The organism is Pseudidiomarina sp. WS423 (assembly GCF_050750165.1).
Classification (GTDB): domain Bacteria; phylum Pseudomonadota; class Gammaproteobacteria; order Enterobacterales; family Alteromonadaceae; genus Pseudidiomarina; species Pseudidiomarina fusca.
Genome location: NZ_JBOJLN010000001.1, coordinates 132,581 through 151,796, shown reverse-complemented (window position 1 = coordinate 151,796; position 19,216 = coordinate 132,581). Strand labels below are relative to the sequence as shown.

10 protein-coding genes and 1 tRNA gene are annotated in these 19,216 nt (G+C 47.2%); 1 reads left to right on the top strand and 10 read right to left on the bottom strand.

Features of this window, described 5'->3' with window-relative positions; all coding sequences use genetic code 11:
• Window positions 1-41: 41 nt before the first annotated feature.
• The 4 genes from ACQ661_RS00700 to rlmKL are packed head-to-tail and all read right to left on the bottom strand — an operon-like array spanning window position 42 to window position 6,114.
• Window positions 42-1,790 carry a DUF3466 family protein gene (locus tag ACQ661_RS00700; protein WP_431667340.1) on the bottom strand — a complete coding sequence of 583 codons (1,749 nt, stop codon included), beginning with the start codon at window positions 1,788-1,790 and terminating at the stop codon, window positions 42-44.
• Window positions 1,791-1,797: 7 nt separating this feature from the next.
• The gene (gene uup, locus ACQ661_RS00695) at window positions 1,798-3,738 is read right to left on the bottom strand and encodes an ATP-binding cassette ATPase Uup (protein ID WP_431667338.1); all 1,941 of its coding nucleotides are present in this window, start codon (window positions 3,736-3,738) and stop codon (window positions 1,798-1,800) included.
• Window positions 3,735-3,989: a glutaredoxin family protein gene (locus ACQ661_RS00690; protein ID WP_110075078.1), complete on the bottom strand. Its 255-nt coding sequence runs from the start codon at window positions 3,987-3,989 to the stop codon at window positions 3,735-3,737. The genes uup and ACQ661_RS00690 overlap by 4 nt, the downstream gene beginning before the upstream one ends.
• On the bottom strand, window positions 3,982-6,114 hold the full coding sequence (gene rlmKL, locus ACQ661_RS00685) for a bifunctional 23S rRNA (guanine(2069)-N(7))-methyltransferase RlmK/23S rRNA (guanine(2445)-N(2))-methyltransferase RlmL (protein WP_431667337.1): 2,133 nt from the start codon (window positions 6,112-6,114) through the stop codon (window positions 3,982-3,984). Before rlmKL ends, ACQ661_RS00690 begins: the two co-directional genes overlap by 8 nt.
• A gap of 177 nt (window positions 6,115-6,291) precedes the next feature.
• On the opposite strand from rlmKL, the gene ACQ661_RS00680 reads away from it, so the two are divergent.
• Window positions 6,292-6,368, top strand: a tRNA-Met gene (locus ACQ661_RS00680).
• 22 nt (window positions 6,369-6,390) lie between these two features.
• On the opposite strand, the gene ACQ661_RS00675 is transcribed toward ACQ661_RS00680, so the two are convergent.
• From ACQ661_RS00675 to nhaC, 6 genes are all read right to left on the bottom strand, one after another.
• Window positions 6,391-8,208 (bottom strand): 5'-nucleotidase C-terminal domain-containing protein, encoded by a 1,818-nt coding sequence (locus ACQ661_RS00675; protein WP_431667336.1) that lies wholly within the window; start codon window positions 8,206-8,208, stop codon window positions 6,391-6,393.
• A 46-nt stretch (window positions 8,209-8,254) separates the two neighbouring features.
• Window positions 8,255-8,839, bottom strand: coding sequence for a cell division protein ZapC domain-containing protein (locus tag ACQ661_RS00670; protein ID WP_162014470.1), 585 nt, complete (start codon window positions 8,837-8,839; stop codon window positions 8,255-8,257).
• Between the two features lie 74 nt (window positions 8,840-8,913).
• Window positions 8,914-9,921 carry a quinone-dependent dihydroorotate dehydrogenase gene (locus ACQ661_RS00665; RefSeq protein ID WP_431667335.1) on the bottom strand — a complete coding sequence of 336 codons (1,008 nt, stop codon included), beginning with the start codon at window positions 9,919-9,921 and terminating at the stop codon, window positions 8,914-8,916.
• Between the two features lie 4 nt (window positions 9,922-9,925).
• Window positions 9,926-14,767 carry an NAD-glutamate dehydrogenase gene (locus ACQ661_RS00660; RefSeq protein WP_313932307.1) on the bottom strand — a complete coding sequence of 1,614 codons (4,842 nt, stop codon included), beginning with the start codon at window positions 14,765-14,767 and terminating at the stop codon, window positions 9,926-9,928.
• Window positions 14,768-14,986: 219 nt separating this feature from the next.
• A complete protein-coding gene (gene pepN, locus ACQ661_RS00655; protein ID WP_431667334.1) occupies window positions 14,987-17,629 on the bottom strand; it encodes an aminopeptidase N in 2,643 nt (880 codons plus the stop codon).
• Between the two features lie 17 nt (window positions 17,630-17,646).
• Window positions 17,647-19,116 (bottom strand): Na+/H+ antiporter NhaC, encoded by a 1,470-nt coding sequence (nhaC, locus tag ACQ661_RS00650; RefSeq protein WP_431667333.1) that lies wholly within the window; start codon window positions 19,114-19,116, stop codon window positions 17,647-17,649.
• Window positions 19,117-19,216 lie beyond the last annotated feature (100 nt).

The following is a 19,216-nucleotide window of genomic DNA, read 5'->3' as shown; positions in this document are numbered from 1 at the left end:
GCCAGTTTGTCAGAAGGCTTTACTTAGAAGATTATTGCCAGTTAAACCTTGATTAAGCGACGAATAGTAATAAGGCCACCAATCAAGAACATAGCAATCAAGCCAAAAGGAGATGTGGCAGCGCCTTCACGTGTAATTATCTCATCCTCAGTAGAGCAACCAGTAACCTCGCCTGCGGCTGTATCCAGCTTCAGCGTCGCATAGACATTACGAGTGTAGGTCTCACCCTCTTCTGTGGTTTCTTCGATGGTCGTTAACGCGGTGGCCAAGATTTGATTATCTTCGTTGATATCGTCTGCCGACACTATGTAATAGTCCGCACTGCAACCAATAGCATCATTGAGGTTGATAAAACCAGCATCTGGATTATTTAAGTCATAAACAAAACCAACTCGACGGCGTTCGGCGTTCAGGGTGTAATCGATTTCACCTGAGCCCACCACTAAGCCTTGATTGTTGATGGCATTGGGATAGGTGCTTGAACCCTCGAAAAAGCCTGGTAACTCAGCGAAAGTTTCAGCTTCTACATCATAGATAAAGCCAATAGCGCGACGTACCCCTTGGATGGTACGAATCACAAAACCCGTTGCCTGATCTTCATCGTTGATGGCAGTCGCCGAGCCCCAAATGTATTCCTCATCTGTCGTGATCGCTTTAGTTTCGCCATTTTGGTAAACCACTGGCATTTTAATCCGGTTGCCCGGTTGTTCTACGTCGTTGTAGTAAGTCCAGCTTTGGCCTACCGCAATGCCGTTGTTGTTGACTGCATAAGCATAAGCAGACCAGTAGGCTCCATCATCTTCTGAACGCTCACGCAATGGCGGATACAGAGTTTCTGAAATAACCTGGCCTTGGTCATCAAGTTGCCACACGGCTGCATGCATATCGTAAAGAGAGCCATTAGCAGTAAAAGAGCCGCCTAAGGCTGCTTCGCGCTGAAAACCGTACCAAAGATTCCAAATACAGGTATAAACGGCGCGATTGGACGCTGGGGTAAAGTCTTCAAGACAAGCATCTACTCGCTCTTGAGCAGCTGGGAATAACGCCACACTAGCGTTACCTACGGCTAAATTGGTGTCATTGATGGCAAAGATTTGTGCTTCACCACCTAAGTATTCCTGCTCTGGCGGCGCAATTAAGCTGTAATTAGTGCCATCAAACCACAAACCACGACTGATGTACTCACGCTCAGCAAAGTTTAACGTGATGGGGTCTGGCATCTCGCCACCCTCTTCCGCTGGTTCAGGTTGATACGTGTGATCAAAGCGAGTGTAAGGCGCAGATGCCCAACCTACTCTCACGTTATTGTTATTCAAACCTAAAAAGGCATGATCCGCTGATTTTTCTTGGCTTGATACGGCCCCGTCGGTACCGTTGAGTAAGCCATGAAACAGGATATCTTGACCGTTATAAGTTCCAGCAAAATCAGTAGCAATACGCAACTCAGCACTATTTGCATTCTCTCGATCAGCCAGCACTTGAACGAGTCCCCAATATTGGGCCTCAGTTAAGCTATCGGTGGCAGGATCAAAATCTTCATCTAAACCGATATAGCCTTTTAAGTTATCGGTCATAAGATCAAAATCAATCTCGGTGTTAGCAGAAAAGCGACCATGTAAGGTGATCAACCCACTATCGTTGATATTGCGCGGAAAACTAGCCCGAACTTGACTGTGCGTTTCTGGGAGTACGGTAAAGGTGTAGCTATCGGCCATAGCTGCGGCACTAAAACTACTGCTTAATAAACCGGCTACTGCCAGCGTAAGTGCTTTGGTTTTAAACTGTTTCATAAGGAATTCAACGACTCTCTTGTTGTAAATTTTCTAATTCGTCCCAGCGCTCTAGCGCGGCCATAAGTTCTTGTTCTAATTCGCCTAATCGCTCTAATACCGGCGCAGTAACTGAATGCGGCTGAGTGAAAAAATCAGCCTGACTGGTTTGTTGTTGCAAGTGCTCTTGTTCCTGCTCTAACGCTTCAATCCGTTGCGGTAATTGTTCCAATTCGCGTTGCAGCTTGTAGGATAACTTTTTACGCGGCGCAGCTGAACCCTTGTTAGCAGATTCTTTACTTGCCGCAGTGCTACTACTTGCAGATGCTGCAGGCTGTGACTTGCTGGCAGCCGAATTAGTTCCCGCAGTTTGGCTTAAATAATGATTTACTTCGGTAAAGCCACCCACGATTTCGGTTACTTTACCCTCACCTTCAAATAACAGCACGCTTGTCGCCGTATTATCCACAAATTCACGATCGTGGCTGACCAAGATTACCGTCCCCTGATAATCTGCCACAATTTGCTCTAACAGCTCTAAGGTGTCGATATCAAGGTCGTTGGTAGGTTCATCCAAGATCAAGAAATTACTTGGGGTTAAAAACAGTTTGGCTAATAAAGCTCGGTTACGCTCTCCGCCAGATAAAGCTCTTACCGGCGTTCTGGCTTGTTTAGGTGAGAATAAGAAATCTTGTAAGTAGCTCAGAATATGTCGAGTTTTACCATTGTAGGTAACATCCTGCTTACCATCACCTACGTTTTCAGCAATGGTTAGATTAGGATCTAGTTGCGCACGATGCTGATCAAAATAGGCGACTTGTAAGTGAGTCCCTAGCTTGATCTGCCCGGAATCTGCCGCTTGTTGTCCCAGCAAAACTTTGATCAACGTACTCTTGCCGCAACCATTCGGTCCTACCAAGGCAACCTTGTCACCGCGTTGTAAGGTAAACTCAAACTGGCGTAGGATGGTTTTATCACCGAACGCTAAATTAACATCACTGCCATCAAACACCAGCTTGCCTGATTTACTGGCTTCCTGCACAGCTAACTTGGCCAAACCTTGCTGTTCGCGGCGTTGCGCACGTTGTTTTCGGAGCTCTTTTAACGCCCTGACGCGGCCTTCATTGCGAGTCCGCCGTGCTTTAATGCCCTGACGGATCCAGGTCTCTTCTTGAGCCAGTTTTTTATCAAACTCAGCGTTGTGAGTCTCTTCAACTTCCAACTGATGTTGCTTGAGCTCTAAGTAGGCATCGTAACTACCGGGATAACTATTTAATTGGCCCCGATCTAAATCAATAATACGAGTTGCTAGATGACGAATAAAGGCCCGGTCGTGGCTGATAAATAGCACCGCACCACGAAAGTCTTTAACCCGCTCTTCTAACCACCGCACCATTTCTACGTCGAGGTGGTTAGTAGGCTCATCTAACAGCAACAAATCAGGATTGACCACCAGTGCACGGGCTAATGCTACCCGTCGTAGCCAACCGCCCGAGAGCGCCGCCATGGTGCTATCGGCAGGTAGTGCTAGCTGCGTTAACACTTGTTCTATGCGGGTTTGTAACTGCCAGCCATCGGCCGCTTCTAAAGCGGTCTGTAAGCGCGCCAAATCATTCATGATTTGGTCACTATCATGCTCCTGTTCGAGCTTTTGCAGGGTATGGTGATAATCTTTAAGTAAATCGCCCACCTCAGCTAAACCTTCAGCAACATAATCGTATACCGACTGCTCTGAGTTTGCTGGTGGATCTTGCGGCAATCTAGCAACAACCGTATCACCGACCAATTGCACTGCCCCGTCATCGAGCTGCACTTCGCCGTCGATAACCTTGAGTAGCGTCGATTTACCGGCACCGTTGCGGCCCACTAAACAGACCCGCTCGCCTGCTTCAATGGTTAGGTCAACATGGTCTAAAATGGCATCGTTGCCAAAGGCTAATTGCGCATTCTGAATTCTTACAATATTCATGCTATTAAAAAATCCTCAAGTGCTGTTGCAAACGGCCAACGTAACTCGGCATCGTCGCTAGCGCGCACTAATACAGGGATCAACCAAGCGTACTCTGCTAGTAGCTCGGGTTGTTGGGTAATATCAACCACATGCAGACGCCAGCCCGTTGCTGGTGACTGAACCGCTTGCTGCATGGCTTGTTCAACGAGCAGCTTAGCTTGGTCACACAAAGGACAATGAGGTTTGCTAAGCAGATAATAGTCAGCCACTGTGGCGTACCTTGAACAAATGGTGAATGCCTTTGTGGCGCTCAAAATCAGCGGAAATAGAGCGCTTGGTTAGGTCTTCTGCAACCAAAAAGGCTTCAGCTAAAGCCTCGTTATCAAGCTTGAATTTGCGTTTGTTGTTGGAAAACAAAATCACCCCGTCGTCTTTCAACAACCGTGCTGCTAGTTTCAACAATTGCACGTGGTCACGTTGAACATCTAAAACATCATCCATCCGCTTAGAGTTTGAAAACGTGGGCGGATCGAGGAAAATCACGTCGTAGCGCTGCTGTGGCCGTTGTTCTCTAAGCCATGTAATACAATCAGCTTGAATAAACTGATGGGCGCGCGTGTTGAGCTTGTTGAGGTGGAAATTGCGTTCGCCCCAAGCCAAATAAGTTTTAGATAAATCGACTGAAACCACCTCTTTAGCACCGCCCATTGCGGCATGCACCGATGCTGAACAGGTGTAGGCAAACAAATTCAGAACACTCTTATCCGCACTGATTTTACCTAATTCTCGGCGTGCCCAACGATGATCTAAGAATAGCCCTGTGTCTAAATAGTCACTCAGATTCACCTCAAACTGCACGCCGTATTCATGCACTATCCGAACTAAGCCACGCGGGGTCTGTTTTTGATATTGCTGTTTACCAGCCTGCCGTTGCCGCACCTTTAAGGTCATGTTTTCAGCTTTAAAAGGCAACTCAGAGGCTAAGGTATCGATTAAAAACCATAATCTATCTTTAGCTACCGCCGGCGGAATGTCTTTCGGCGCTGCATATTCTTGAATCACAATACAATCATCGTAGACATCAACGGCTGCATTGTATTCTGGAAGGTCGGCATCATACAGACGCCATGCGTTAACCCCTTCTTTTGCCGCCCATTTTTCTAATTTTTGGTAGTTTTTCCGTAATCTGTTGGCAAGGTCGTTTGATTGCGTTTGGGTAAATTCAGGTTGCTCTACGGTTAAGTCGTAAGTAGCCAATAAAGTCTCAATGGCACCGTTAAACAACTTGTATTTGCGTTGACTACGTAACTTAAGACGCTTTAAGAGAGTTTCATCACCGGCTAGAACCGCCACTTGCCAACCGGAAAACTGTTGCCGTAATTGCTGACCAAAACGACGATACAACAGCAGCGTTTCAACTTCTTCGCCAAGCCGCTCACCATAGGGTGGATTACAAATAAGCAAAGGTGCGGTGTGTTGTTCTGCCGCATTTACGGCCGGTTCTGCATGCTCCGCATCCCCTACTTGCCAGTCACATACATGGCTTAATCCCAACCGTTCGGCATTTTGTCGGGCAATCCCCAGCATGCGTGGATCATTGTCGCGTCCGTAAAACCTAGCGCTAGGCTCGGCGATAGCTTCGGCAAAACGCTGCTCTGCTTGCTCACGCACTTGTAACCACAAGCTGTGTTGGTGTCCCATCCATGCTTGAAAGCCCCAATAGCTACGCTGTAAGCCAGGTGCTAACTGATAACGAATCATTGCTGCTTCAAGTAGTAAGGTGCCCGAACCACAGAATGGGTCCATGACTACTTCAGTTGTGGTATCAACACCCGCACGAATCACCACCGCCGCCGCTAAGGTTTCACGTAACGGTGCAGCACCCTGCTGTTGCCGATAGCCACGTTTATGCAGACTCTCACCCGCTAAATCTAAATACCAGGTAAGCTTATCTTTTTGTAAATGAGCGTTAATGCGAACGTCAGGCTCTTTGCTAACTGAAGGTCGTTGGTTTAATTGTTCTCTAAAGCGATCCACAATACCGTCTTTGACTAGCTGCGCACCAAATTGCGTGTGGCGGATATCTGGATGACGACCGCTGAAATCAATTAAGAACGTATCTTCAGGCGCAAAAACCTGTTCCCATTCAGTTTGGGCAACGGCCAATGGAATGTCTTGGGCTTGCTTAACGAAGCATTCACCCAATTTTAATAACACTCGATTCGCTAACCGAGTCCACAGGCACACTTGATAGGCCTGCTCTAAGGAGCAGTCGAACCAGCAGCCGCCAGCTGTTTGGCGCACTTGGGTAATACCCAACTGGTTCAGTTCATCAAACAATAAAGGCTCGAGACCTTTGGCGCAGGTTGCAAAAAGTTGCAGAGTTGCCGACATGAAAATAATCACTTATTAAGAAAGATAGAAACAGATTATACCGAAAGATGAGGCTGCTGTATTGCTCGATATGGACGTAAAAGCAGCAATCAAATCAATATCGGTTAATAACTAAGCGAACGATTCAATGGGGGCTTGCGTTTGCAGAACTAACTCTATACTATGCACTTCATCGGACGCGGGGTGGAGCAGTCTGGTAGCTCGTCGGGCTCATAACCCGAAGGTCGTAGGTTCAAATCCTGCCCCCGCAACCAAATCCTTACTTGATCTTTCCGACTATTCCCGGTCAACAATAATCCAATTCTTATCCAGCTGTTGCCCTGCTAAATAGGGTTGTGGTAACTGTTTCAGATACTCGATAAGAATATGCTGAATTTGATCTGGGCTGCTAAACACTATCTGACTGCCATCTAATCCGGCAAAATCACCACCGCCATTAGCGCGATAATTATTGGTTACGACCAAGACTTCTTCCGTTGCTATCTGATCGAGGATGGTGACGCGCTGACCTATGGGTTGACTAACATCAATCTGGTACTTGATGCCAGCAATCGTATCAAAATTATAAGAAGGCACTTGGCTTTCAACCCAACTGTATGGCTCTTCGTTACTGCCTACTTTAAGCGCGGCTGCGCTGATTTCTAACCATTGCTGTAGTTGTGCCACCGATATTTTGACGACGTCCAAAGTATTGGGATATCGATATAAATTACCCACATCGCCGATGGTAACTGGGCCTGCATTGATAAAAGTAAACTGCTGTTGCGCGGCCTCCTCTGCTGAGGTTGCGGCAAAAAAAGGAGCCGCAGCACTCAGTAATGGCAACCGTTGCCATGATTGTTCGGTGCTAGTGGAAGACTCATCGGCCAAGCCATCTAGATAACGCTCCACATACCACTGCTGAGCATCATGCAAGAGTTGCATGGCGGACGTGGGCTGTAACCGTGATAATCGATGTGATAATGCTACCTCTGTATGCCCAATGGGTTGCTTCATATAAGCCAAAGTAGCTTGATCAGCCTCTGCTAATAACGCCTGAATATTTGTGTCTGGAGTTGCCGCGGCAGCTCGTAAATGACTCTTACTGCGACTAACTTGCCAACCTTGTTGCTGCCACTGTAAATAAAGATCTATCACGCCAAGGTACTCGCCTTGTGCACCAGGCTGCGATGCTGCAACACCATGAATGGTGCCGGCTTCGCTATTTACGTCAGGATTTAATTGGTAAGCATCAGTACCGGGGAATAACTCATGCTGATGGCCAAATGCGATTGCATCTACGCCGTCAATTTGCGCAAGCGACCAAACATCTTGCTCACTGCTATGGGTCTCGCGAGAATTTTTCGGTAACCCCGTATGAGCTGCGATAATGATCACCTCGGCTCCTTGTTGTTGGGCCTCTTGCACACTTCGCTGGGCTGCTTCATACATCCCCTCTACCGTAACTTGATGCTGTAAATAATGGGCATCCCACTGCATGATTTGCGGCGGTAGTACCCCAATCACTGCAACTTTAACAGCGGGTAACCATGCCTGTGCAGGCTGCTTTTCTAACATCACCCAAGGCGCAATCTTTAATTTATTCTTGGCCGCTTCGGTCAAGGGTTTAAGATTGGCGCTAAGCAGCGGAAAATTTGCACCAGCATAGGCTTGGGCAAGGTAATCTAGACCGTAATTAAATTCATGATTGCCTAAGTTGGCCACATCAAACTGCAGGGCATTCATCACTTGAGTGAGTGGCAACGGCTGTTCGCTAGCTGCTGCGGTTACCATCCAGTCCGTCATAGGACTACCTTGGATGAGATCACCGTTATCAATTAACACATGCAAGTCTGCTTCCGCCCGGGCTTCTTCGATGACCTTGGCTAAGTGTGCATAACCTGCTGCTACTGGTTGTTCGGTAAAGTAATTTTTCCCGATAAATTGGCCATGAACATCGCTGGTACTGAGAATACGTAAATGGAGGCTAGGTGCAGCAGCACTGCTGGTAGCTGGTAGTGTTGGTGTGGCTAACGCATGGCTCGGGGTTAACACCAGACTGATTGCACTGGCTAACAAAGTAACAGTTGCAGCAATATGACCGGGTAATTTCATAGGTTACAGACTCAACTAGCTTAACAACAGGAGTAAGATGACGCCTTTAGGCTAACCGCAGAGTAGGACTACCGTCAGCATGAGTTTCATGAGGGCCTCGTTGTAAACGATTAATCATGACCTTGAACACATCAAACTGGCGTAATGTTTTCACATCGGATAACACAAATTCTGCTCCCAACACCATGCATTCAGCAAATTCACCATCTTGCTGCAACACCACACAGAGCCCTTGTTGCAGCCCCGAATTAAGCTGTACTAGGGCCCCGAGTTTTAGTTCTTGTTGGGTTTGTTCGGCGATTAAAGCTTCTTGAAAATACCAACTCTGAGGCAATTGTGGCCGCCCAAAACGCTGGATAATCAGTAAATTCAGCCCTGCGGCCTGTACCCAGTCTGAGTTACAAGGTTGCTGAATGCTTGTCTCAATAAGTGGGCTAACTTCTTCTAAACACTCAGTAAACTCTTGAAACAACTGAGCTTCATCGGTTGTTAGGCTCGCTTGCAAGGGGTACAAAGGAATCAGTCTACTGGCTTTATAAGGGCATAGGTGTGCTGTGCCAGACTCAAGCTGGATACCGAGATGCTTTGTTGCTGGCTCACAGAACCATTGCCACTGGATATTTACGTGCACGTTCAACCTTGTCGTTATCGTTATTGCGAGTGAACTTTGACTATGCTTTATACCATAAAGAAATCTGAGATTGTTTACAAGTCGTTTACGATAGTGCGGATCAACTGCGGTCCATGGTAAATGAAGCCGGTGTACACTTGCACCAAGCTTGCTCCTGCGGCTAGTTTTGCTTGAGCTGCGGCCGCGCTATCGATGCCACCAACGGCAATGATAGGTAGTTTACCCTGAAGATGTTCTGCTAGTTGCTTAACTACGGCCGTGCTCGCATCAAATAGCACTTTGCCACTCAAGCCCCCTGCCTCATCGGCATGCTTACAGCCGACTACCGCGTCCCTACTGAGAGTTGTGTTGGTCGCTATAACAGCATCTATCTGATGTTCTATTAAGGCAGCCGCCATCGCTGCAATGCCGTCGCTATCAAGATCCGGCGCAATTTTTACTGCCAGTGGCACATAACGGCCGTGTTCGGTGGCGAGTTCTGCTTGAGTTTGTTTCAAGCTGGCCAGCAGTTGATGCAGCGCATCGCCATGCTGAAAGGCGCGTAAGCCAGGCGTGTTTGGCGAGGATATATTGACCGTAATGTAGCTCGCAAAAGCGTAAACTTTGCGCATACAATGCACATAATCGTGCACGGCATCAGCTTCTGCTGTAGCTTTATTCTTGCCTATATTAATCCCCAGCACCCCCTTGAACTTAGCTTTTTGCACTTGCTCAACCAAGTAATCAACGCCAAGGTTATTAAAACCCATGCGGTTGATAATGGCCTCACGTTCAGGGATTCGAAACAGGCGTGGCTTGGGATTGCCTTCCTGTGGTTTGGGAGTAACTGTACCGACCTCGATAAAACCAAATCCCATTTGTGCAAAAGCATCAATGCACTCGGCGTTTTTATCAAGGCCTGCCGCTAAACCTACAGGATTAGGAAATTCAATGCCCATCACAGTGACGGGTTTAGCTTCAACTTGCTGTCGCCAAAACCACGCCAACGGGGTGTTGGCGTAGCGTTTAAGTAACCTCAAGGTCAAATCATGTGACTGTTCAGCATCTTTGCTGAACAGCCACTTACGCAAGATCCCGTACATAGGCTTAAGCTGCCGACGTACAGTTTTGATTGAGTAACATCAGTTCTCGTAACGCAACGGAGAACTTAGCAAACTCATGAGTTTTGGTGGTACGGAAATCTGATAGCATCACTAACCAACGGTCTACAAAGACTTTATTGGCATCTAACCAAGCCGCTAACACATCAAGGCTATCTTGCGCTTCGTCACTACCGTTCAAGACGCTCATGGTTAATGAACGCTGTTGCCAATCCAACTCTTCGCGGAACGCGGCACGAGCTAGAGCCTGCCAGTGGTTATCAACCGGCTGACTGTTAATTTGCTCCAAGAACCAATGCAAGGACACTTGCGAGCCCAAATTAAAGTAGGCTTTCGCTACGCTAGCTTCACTGCGACCTGTCTGTTTAGCCACGTCTGCAATATCTAGCGCCGAGAACAAGGTGGACAGAATAGCAACTTGTTTAGCAAGATCTGCTGGTACGCCTTGCGCTTGTAGCTTGTCAATGTCTTTCTGAATAGCATCACGCTCGGCTGGAATAACGTAATCCAGCACATTCTCTCGCAAGTCATTAAAGCTGTCTTGATAAAAATCAATGTGCGCTTGAATGTTACCTAGTTCAGGATTTGGATGGCGCAAGAACCAACGTGTAGCACGACGCACAACCCGACGGATCTGGAATAACATACTGTTCTGCACATCGGCAGGAATTTGGTTGTTACCTGCTTCAATGGCTTCCATTAGACCACGCAAATTAAAGCATTCACGCGCAATCACGTAGGCGTTTGCTACTTCAGCAACAGTAGCCCCGGTCGCGTCTGCTTTGCGATAAACAAAGTTCGGTCCCATATCGTTAACGATATTATTGGCTAAACGCGTAGCAATAATCTGCGCCCGTAATGGGTGATTTTGCATTGCCTCAGCATAGGTTTCTTGCAACGGCTTAGGAAACGCATTAATCAGTGAACGCGCATGGAAAGGGTCATCCATAATAGCGTCATCGACCAATTGATCTTTCAATACCATCTTGCCATAGGCAGTGATCACGGCTAATTCAGGACGGGTTAAGCCCTTATTGAGCGCCTGACGTTCTGCCAATTCATCATCATCCGGTAAAAACTCAAGTGCACGGTTAAGTTGCCCTTCACGTTCTAGGTGATGAATAAAGCGCTGCAATTCTTTAATCTGATCGGCACCACGAATCGCTGTAACGGAAATTGATTGCGATTGACGGAAGCAATCTTTAATCACGATTTGCGCCACTTCGTCGGTCATGTCGTATAGCAACTGATCGCGTTGTTTTCGGGTCAAATCGCCGTTGGCAACCAAACCATTCAACAAGATCTTGATATTAACTTCGTTATCCGAACAATCAACGCCACCTACGTTGTCAATCGCATCAGTATTGATACGACCGCCGTTACGAGCGTATTCGATACGTCCTAATTGGGTGAAACCTAGGTTACCGCCCTCGCCGACAATCTTAGTGCGCAGTTCGCCACCGTTCACCCGCACCGCATCGTTAGCACGATCACCAACGTCGCTGTCGCTTTCCTTACTGCTCTTAACGTAAGTACCAATACCACCGTTCCAAAGTAAGTCGACGGGCAAAGTTAAGATGGTTTTAATCATCTCAGTTGGCGTCAACGACTTTTTCTGAGTGTTAAATAATTTTTTCATTTCTGGCGTTAATTCAATGGCTTTCGCACTGCGCAAGAAAATACCACCACCAGAAGAAATTAACGAACTATCGTAATCGGCCCAGCTTGAACGCGGTAACTTGAACAGGCGCTCACGCTCGGCGTAGCTGCTTGCCGCATCCGGATTTGGATCCACAAAAATGTGCATGTGGTTAAAGGCTGCAACTAAGCGCGTATGTTTGGATAACAACATACCGTTACCGAACACATCGCCAGCCATATCGCCGATACCTACTGCGGTAAAATCAGTGGTTTGGCAATCAACCCCAAGTTCACGGAAATGACGTTTCACAGATTCCCATGCACCACGGGCTGTGATCCCCATTTTCTTGTGGTCATAACCTACAGAGCCACCAGAGGCAAAGGCGTCACCCAACCAAAAGTTGTATTCCGCTGAAATACTGTTAGCAATGTCAGAGAAAGTCGCGGTTCCTTTATCGGCCGCAACCACTAAATAAATGTCGTCTTCATCATGACGAACTACGTCTTGTGGTGGTACAACTTCACCGTTAACAATGTTGTCCGTGATATCCAACAAGGCACGAATAAAGGTGCGGTAACAAGCCTTACCCTCTTCGAAAAAGGCTTCCCGCTCTTCTGGTAAGTTTTTACAGAAGAAACCACCTTTGGCGCCAACCGGAACTATCACAGTGTTCTTAACTTGCTGCGCTTTCACCAAGCCGAGAACTTCTGTACGGAAATCTTCACGGCGATCTGACCAGCGCAAGCCACCACGAGCTACTTTGCCACCACGTAAATGCACCCCTTCTACGCGAGGTGAATACACAAAAATTTCGTACTTAGGTAGCGGCAATGGCATTTCAGGAATAAGTTCAGGCATAAACTTAACCGAAATGTAGGGTTTTTCGTTGCCAGAGGCATCAGCTTGGAAGAAGTTGGTTCGCAGTGCAGCCAAAATCAGCTCAACGTAACGACGAATAATACGGTCGTCATCGAGGTTGGCTACGTTTTCTAGCTCAGAAGCAATACGCGTTTCTAAGGCTTCGATTTTCTTCGCGCGGCTCTTCTCTTTCGGTTCAAACTTAGTATAGAACAGCTTAATGATCAATTTGGCAATCAGTGGGTATTTCCCAAAGGTACTTTCAATGTAGCTCTGGCTGAAGGTCGTACCAATTTGACGCATGTATTTAGCAAACATACGTAAAATAATCACTTGGCGACCTGTTAGACCGGCGCTTAGTACCAAACGGTTAAAACCATCATCTTCATAGTGACCGTCCCAAACCTTCGCAAAGGCGTCTTGGAACAAATCACGACTGGCTTCAAGGTCGAGCTTGACGTTGTTGTGCAACATCTGGAAGTCTAACACCCAGAATAGATTGCCGTCGGTCGTTTTAATCTGGTACGGGCTCTCACCAATGATCCGCAAGCCGAAGTTTTCTAACATCGGTAACACATCAGACAAATGAATCGGCTCGTCTTTATGGAACAGTTTTAAGCGAATTTTTTTACTGGTTTCGTTCTCTTCGCGTGAACGATAAAACAGCATGCCTAGTTTGTGTTCGTCGTCTAGGGCTTCAATCTGCTGTAAATCGGCAATAGCAACCGATGGCAAGACGTCCTCTTTATAGGCCCGCGGGAACGCATTGGCATATTTTTTATTCAGCTCGTTAGCGCGACCTTCACCGAAGGTGCTACTTAAAATGCGCTCGAAGTTATCTTCCCAAGTGCGCGCTGCTTCAACTAAGTTTTGCTCAAGTTCTTTCACATCAATGTCCTGTACGTGCTCGCCAATGCGCACGGTATAATGAGTTCTAGCTAGGGAGGACTCAGAAAAATAGGTGGTAAAGTCAACTTCCGCAGTGCTGTGCAACGAGGTTGCTAAAATCTGCTGGGTCTTTTGACGTAATAAGGTGTTGTAGCGTTCTTTCGGTACAAACACCATGCACGATGCAAAGCGACCAAAAATATCTCGACGGACAAACAACCGCGTCATATCGCGCTCTTGCATCTGCAACACGCCCAGCCCTACTTCAAGCAGGTCGTCTTCATTTGCTTGTACAATCTCATCGCGCGGATAAGTTTCAAGAATATTCAATAACGCTTTGGCTGCGTGTGAGTTAGGTGCGAAACCTGAGGCTTCCATCACGCGTTTAATCTTATCGCCAACTAATGGAACATCACGCGCGCTGTTGTTATAGAAACTGCTGGAGTACAGACCAATAAAACGATCTTCACCAATCACTTTGCCGTTGTCATCAAAGCGCTTAATGCCAATGTAGTCATTGTAAGCTGGACGGTGAACCTTAGACTTGGTATTGGTCTTAGTTACCAATAACAAACTATCGTCAAAAGTCATGTCACGCGCTACTTCTGGTAAAGATGATACCAAGCGTTCTTTGTTAGTGGCGCTTTTGCGCATCAAGCCAAGGCTGGATTCAGTTTGTTGGCGAATGATGTAGTCACCTTCAATCGGCACTAAGTCGTAACGACGATAGCCCATTAAGGTAAAGTTATCTTTGGCTAACCAACTTAAAAACCGCTGTGCTTCTTGCAGTTCTTGTTGACTACCAGGGTAATTAATCTTGCTTAAGTCTGCGGCCAGTTCGGTCAGTTTGTTACGCATTGGCAACCAATCACCTACCGATACCGTCACTTCTTCCATTACTGCAGCTAATTCTTTCTTCAGGGTTTTGATAGCGTCGGCAGAGGCTTGACGATCCACTTCAATCAGAAATACCGTATCGACTTCGTTATCATCGTTACGAGTACCAGCCTTAAGCAGTTCGTTGATTTGGTTTTGCTCATTTCGTTTATGGCTAATTGGCAAATGCAGTAGCAAATGCGAGGTGATACCCAAGCGCGTTAAAGCCATGCGAATGGAATCAACCATAAACGGCATATCTGATTGAATGATTTCAATAATGGTATGCGCAGATTCCCAGCCGTGGCGCGCCACTTCTGGGTTATAGATTTTAATTAAGGCTTTTTTACCGGGCGTGTATTCGTTGAAGCTGTGCCACAATCCCATCACCGCGCCGTACATGTCGCTGTCATTTCGCAGCGCCAGATCATCCGGTGAGATATTTCTATATAACCTCAACGCAAAATCTTTGATTAAGTCGGCTCGATCGGTAGCTCTGTGTTCAATCAGATCGGCCACCTTCTGCAAAATAACGGGGATCTGGCCTTCGCCAAACGCATTCATGCTAGTGTCCTTTTAACGTGATGAGATATAACGATGTGGTTCTACCCTCTGGCACCGCCAGCCGGTAAAATCACACAGCGAAATAATTCATATTATTGTCGGACATTTAGCTAGGTTATTCAATCATTATAAAGCACAAAAAACAGTGTTCAGACCACGAATTTCGCGGTCTGAACATGTTTATCCAAAAGCTTTGCATGATTATTACAAAGGCTGCGGCTAGGCCTGCATATCAGGAGCCAAACTACTGCTAATTTTCTCGGCCAAATCAGGCGCTAAATTCGGCAATTGTTGCAGCTCTTGCAGATGACCAAGCAGCAGCTTTTGACGTTGCTTATCGAACCGTCGCCATTGAGTGAATGGCGTGATAAGCCGCGCTGCCACTTGAGGGTTTTTACCGTTCAAGTAACTGACCATGCTCGCAACCACTTGGTACCCTGCTCCATCAGCTTGATGAAAAGCCAGCAGATTGCGACTGAAAGTAGCTAACAACGCATAGACACGATTCGGGTTATTTCGATTAAAACGCGGATGATCAACCAACTCAGCTACCCGTGCAACAGTGCCCGCCACAGGTGCACTAGCTTGCACCGCAAACCATTTATCCAAGACCAAAGGATCATGTTGCCAGCGCAACTCAAATTGCTCTAATAAGTCACTTGCACAAGCTAATTCTAAGTGGGTTGCAATTTGTAGTAACGCCTGCTGGCTCGTCATGTTGTCGGCATGGCTAAAAGCTTGGCTAATCTCACTATTGAAAGCTTCAGGATCGTTCAACGCTAAATAGTAGGCAGCCAGATGCGTGAGGCTGCGCTGCGCAATAGCCTGCGCGGTTAATTCATAAGGTTGACCTTGCTGTTGTTGCCACCAGGTGGCTAATTGCTCTGCCAAGGCTGCCGCAATCGCTCGTTTTAATTGCTCACAAGCCAACCCAATCAAGGCAAGCGGAATATCCTGCGGATAATGCTCGGCTAATTCTTCCGCGGCCGGCGGGGTCAAGGCTAAAGCTTTTAGCGCAGGATCCAGTGGTGCTGCCAGAAGCTCTTGTAAAGCCATACTTACTTCCGGTGGCAAGCTGACTAACCCATCTTTAGCTACTGCTGCGGTGAGCAAGTCTAGATACATCTGTTGGGCAGCTTCCCAGCGCGTTACTTCTTGTTCTGCAGACCCCAACAGCACCGCTTTATCAGCAAAGCTTTGGTTGTATTCTAAGCGTACCGGCGCACTGAAGTTCTCTAATAAAGCCAGTATGGGGCGCTCGTGTAATCCGGTTATCGTCACTTCTGCCGTGGCCTCGGTGAGCTCAAATAAATAACTGCCCGATTCGTGCAGTTGCAGTTCTGGATGAGTTAATTCAAGACGTTCGCCGCGGCTTGAATAGGCACTTAGCAATACCGGGATATGTACTGGTTGTTTGGCGGTTTGCCCCGGCGTAGCTGGTGTGTGTTGTGCGAACCTAAGCCGAAGCTGCCCCGCCGTCTGAGCGCTCGCTGGAGTATAGTTTTCTGTTACTCTAACAACTGGAGTACCGGCTTGACTGTACCAGTTTTTAAACCGAGTTAAATCGCACTGATTAGCCGCAGCCATCGCCGCAATAAAGTCATCACAGGTCACGGCTTGGCCATCGTGGCGCTCAATGTAACAACGCATGCCGGCTTGAAATCCCGCTTCACCAAGCAAAGTGTGTAGCATCCGGATAACCTCGGCCCCTTTGTTGTACACAGTAACTGTGTAAAAGTTATTCATTTCAATAACTTTGTCAGGCCGAATCGGATGCGCCATAGGGCTAGCATCTTCATTGAACTGATGACTTCGCATCACTCGGATAGCTTGGATCCGATTAACCGCCCGCGAGCCTAAATCGGAACTAAACTCTTGGTCACGAAAAACCGTTAGACCTTCTTTTAAGCTCAGTTGAAACCAGTCCCGACAGGTAATTCTATTACCGGTCCAATTATGAAAATACTCATGCCCGATAACCGATTCAACATTCAAAAAGTCTTGGTCAGTCGCGGTTGCAGCATCAGCTAACACATAACGTGAATTGAATACGTTAAGGCCTTTATTTTCCATGGCCCCCATATTGAAAAAGTCCACGGCGACAATCATGTAGATATCTAGATCGTACTCAAGCCCAAAACGTTGTTCGTCCCAGGCCATGGAGTTTTTTAGCGCCTGCATCGCATAATGGGCCCGCGCTAAATTGCCGGGGTCGACAAAGAGCTGCAACAGCACTTGTTTACCAGAACGAGTGGTAAAATGGTCTTCCAGTAACTCAAAGTTGCCAGCCACCAAGGCAAACAAATAAGCTGGTTTAGGAAAGGGATCGTGCCAGGTAACCCACTGCTGGCCTGCGGCAGTGGTACCTGATGCCTGAGGATTACCGTTACTTAAGAGATAAGGATACTGTTGCTGATCGGCGTAAATGGTAGTAGTAAAAATCGCCAGCACATCCGGCCGGTCAAGATAATAAGTAATACGCCGAAAACCTTCCGCTTCGCATTGAGTACAAAAACTACCATTGGTCTGATACAAACCTTCAAGCGCGGTATTATTAGCAGGGTCAATTTCAGTGACCACCTCTAGCTCAAACGCTTGTTCTGGAACCTTTGTTAGCACCAGTTGCTGGGCGTCAAGTTGATAATCGTTGGCGTCTAAAAGTTCACCGTTAATACTCACTTCAAGTAGCTTTAATTGTTCGCCATCAAGGCATAGTGGCTGCTGTTGGCGCTGCGGATGAACTTGCATGCGGTTATGCACGCGGGTGTGATGAGGGTCGAGATAAAAGGTTAGTTCAACAGTACTGATAGAAAAGTCCGGAGCACGATAATCGCTCCGGAACTTAGCTTGTTTCTCACTCATAGGGAGTACACACCTCGTTAGGCTGTGGTTGGCTTGGCCGTTTGCTCTAGGCGCAAAATTTTAATACCGGTGTAACCGTAGAATAGCGCAATCAATGGGGTTATCCAGTTAAAGAACGCAAACGGGGCGTAAATCCATGGGCTGACACCTAGAGCACCCATCATGAAGGCACCACAAGTGTTCCACGGGATTAATGCAGAGGTTAAAGTAGCGCTGTCTTCTAAAGTACGAGACAACACTCGTGGGTCAAGCCCACGCCGCTCAAATTCTTCGCGGTACATGCGCCCGGGTAAGACAATCGCCATGTATTGGTCTGCGGTGAGTACATTGGCGCCAAAACAAGTAAATAGCGTAGCTCCAATCAGGCTTCCTACCGACTTCACATACCCTAAAATACCAGCAACTAGGCGTTGCAATAGGCCTAGTTTCTCCATAATGGCACCGAAGGTCATGGCACTTAAAATCAACCATACGGTATTTAGCATGCTTGACATGCCGCCACCGCTAAGAAGATCGTTCAGATCAGCTGAGCTGGTTTCAATTTTTACCCCATCAGTAAGTGCAAGCCAAACAATTTTCAGGGTCGCAACATAAGAATCGTCCCCTTCTGCGAGCTTACTGATCATTTCTGGTTGAAAAATAACCGCCCAAAGGCCGCCTAATAAGGCACCAAAAAATACCGTGGGTAACGCTGGCTTGCGGGTGGCTGCTAGATATAACAAAACTAGCAAAGGCACTAACATTAACCAACCAATGTTAAAGGTATTTTGTAGTTCTAGCTGCATTTTTTCTAGCTGAAGTAAGCTCACTGAAGTATCAGCGTTGAAGCCCAAGATTAGGAAAATAATCAAGGTAATGGCAAAGCCAGGTCCCGCCGTAAGTGCCATGTAACGAATGTGCGCAAACAATTCAGTGCCAGCCACAGCTGGCGCTAGATTAGTGGTATCTGACAAAGGTGACATTTTGTCACCGAAATAGGCACCAGAAACAACAGCACCAGCGGTAATAGCTGGTGATAGGCCCATACCTGCCGCAACCCCCATTAAGGCTACCCCGATGGTGGCTGCGGTCGTCCATGAGCTGCCGATTGCTAACGAAATAATGCCACACATCAACGCACTAGCAGCATAAAACCAACTAGGATCAAGCAGCTCTAAGCCGTAATAAATCATGCTAGGCACGGTGCCGGCTAAAAGCCAAGTACCAATAAGCGAACCCACGGCCAGAATAATCAAGAGCGCGCCAAGGGCTACCGAAATCCCCTCTTTGATGCCATCTTCGATTTGTTCCCAGCTAAAATGGTTGTAAAAGCCGATGGCAATTGCAACGCCGGCAGCTATCCAAAGTGCAATTTGGTTTGGTCCATAAGATGAATCTTCGCCAAAGAGATACACTGAACTGGCTAGCATGATAATCAATACCACGAGCGGCGTGGCAGCTTGCAGAACACTCGGCGAACGGGTTCCGTTAGATGGGGTGTGTTGCATAAATATTCTCTATTATTTTTATCGTCTACTCACGATTGCGTGAGCTAGGCTTATGTTCTAGTCAGGCTAATGATAAACCAGCTCGGACTAAGATCATATT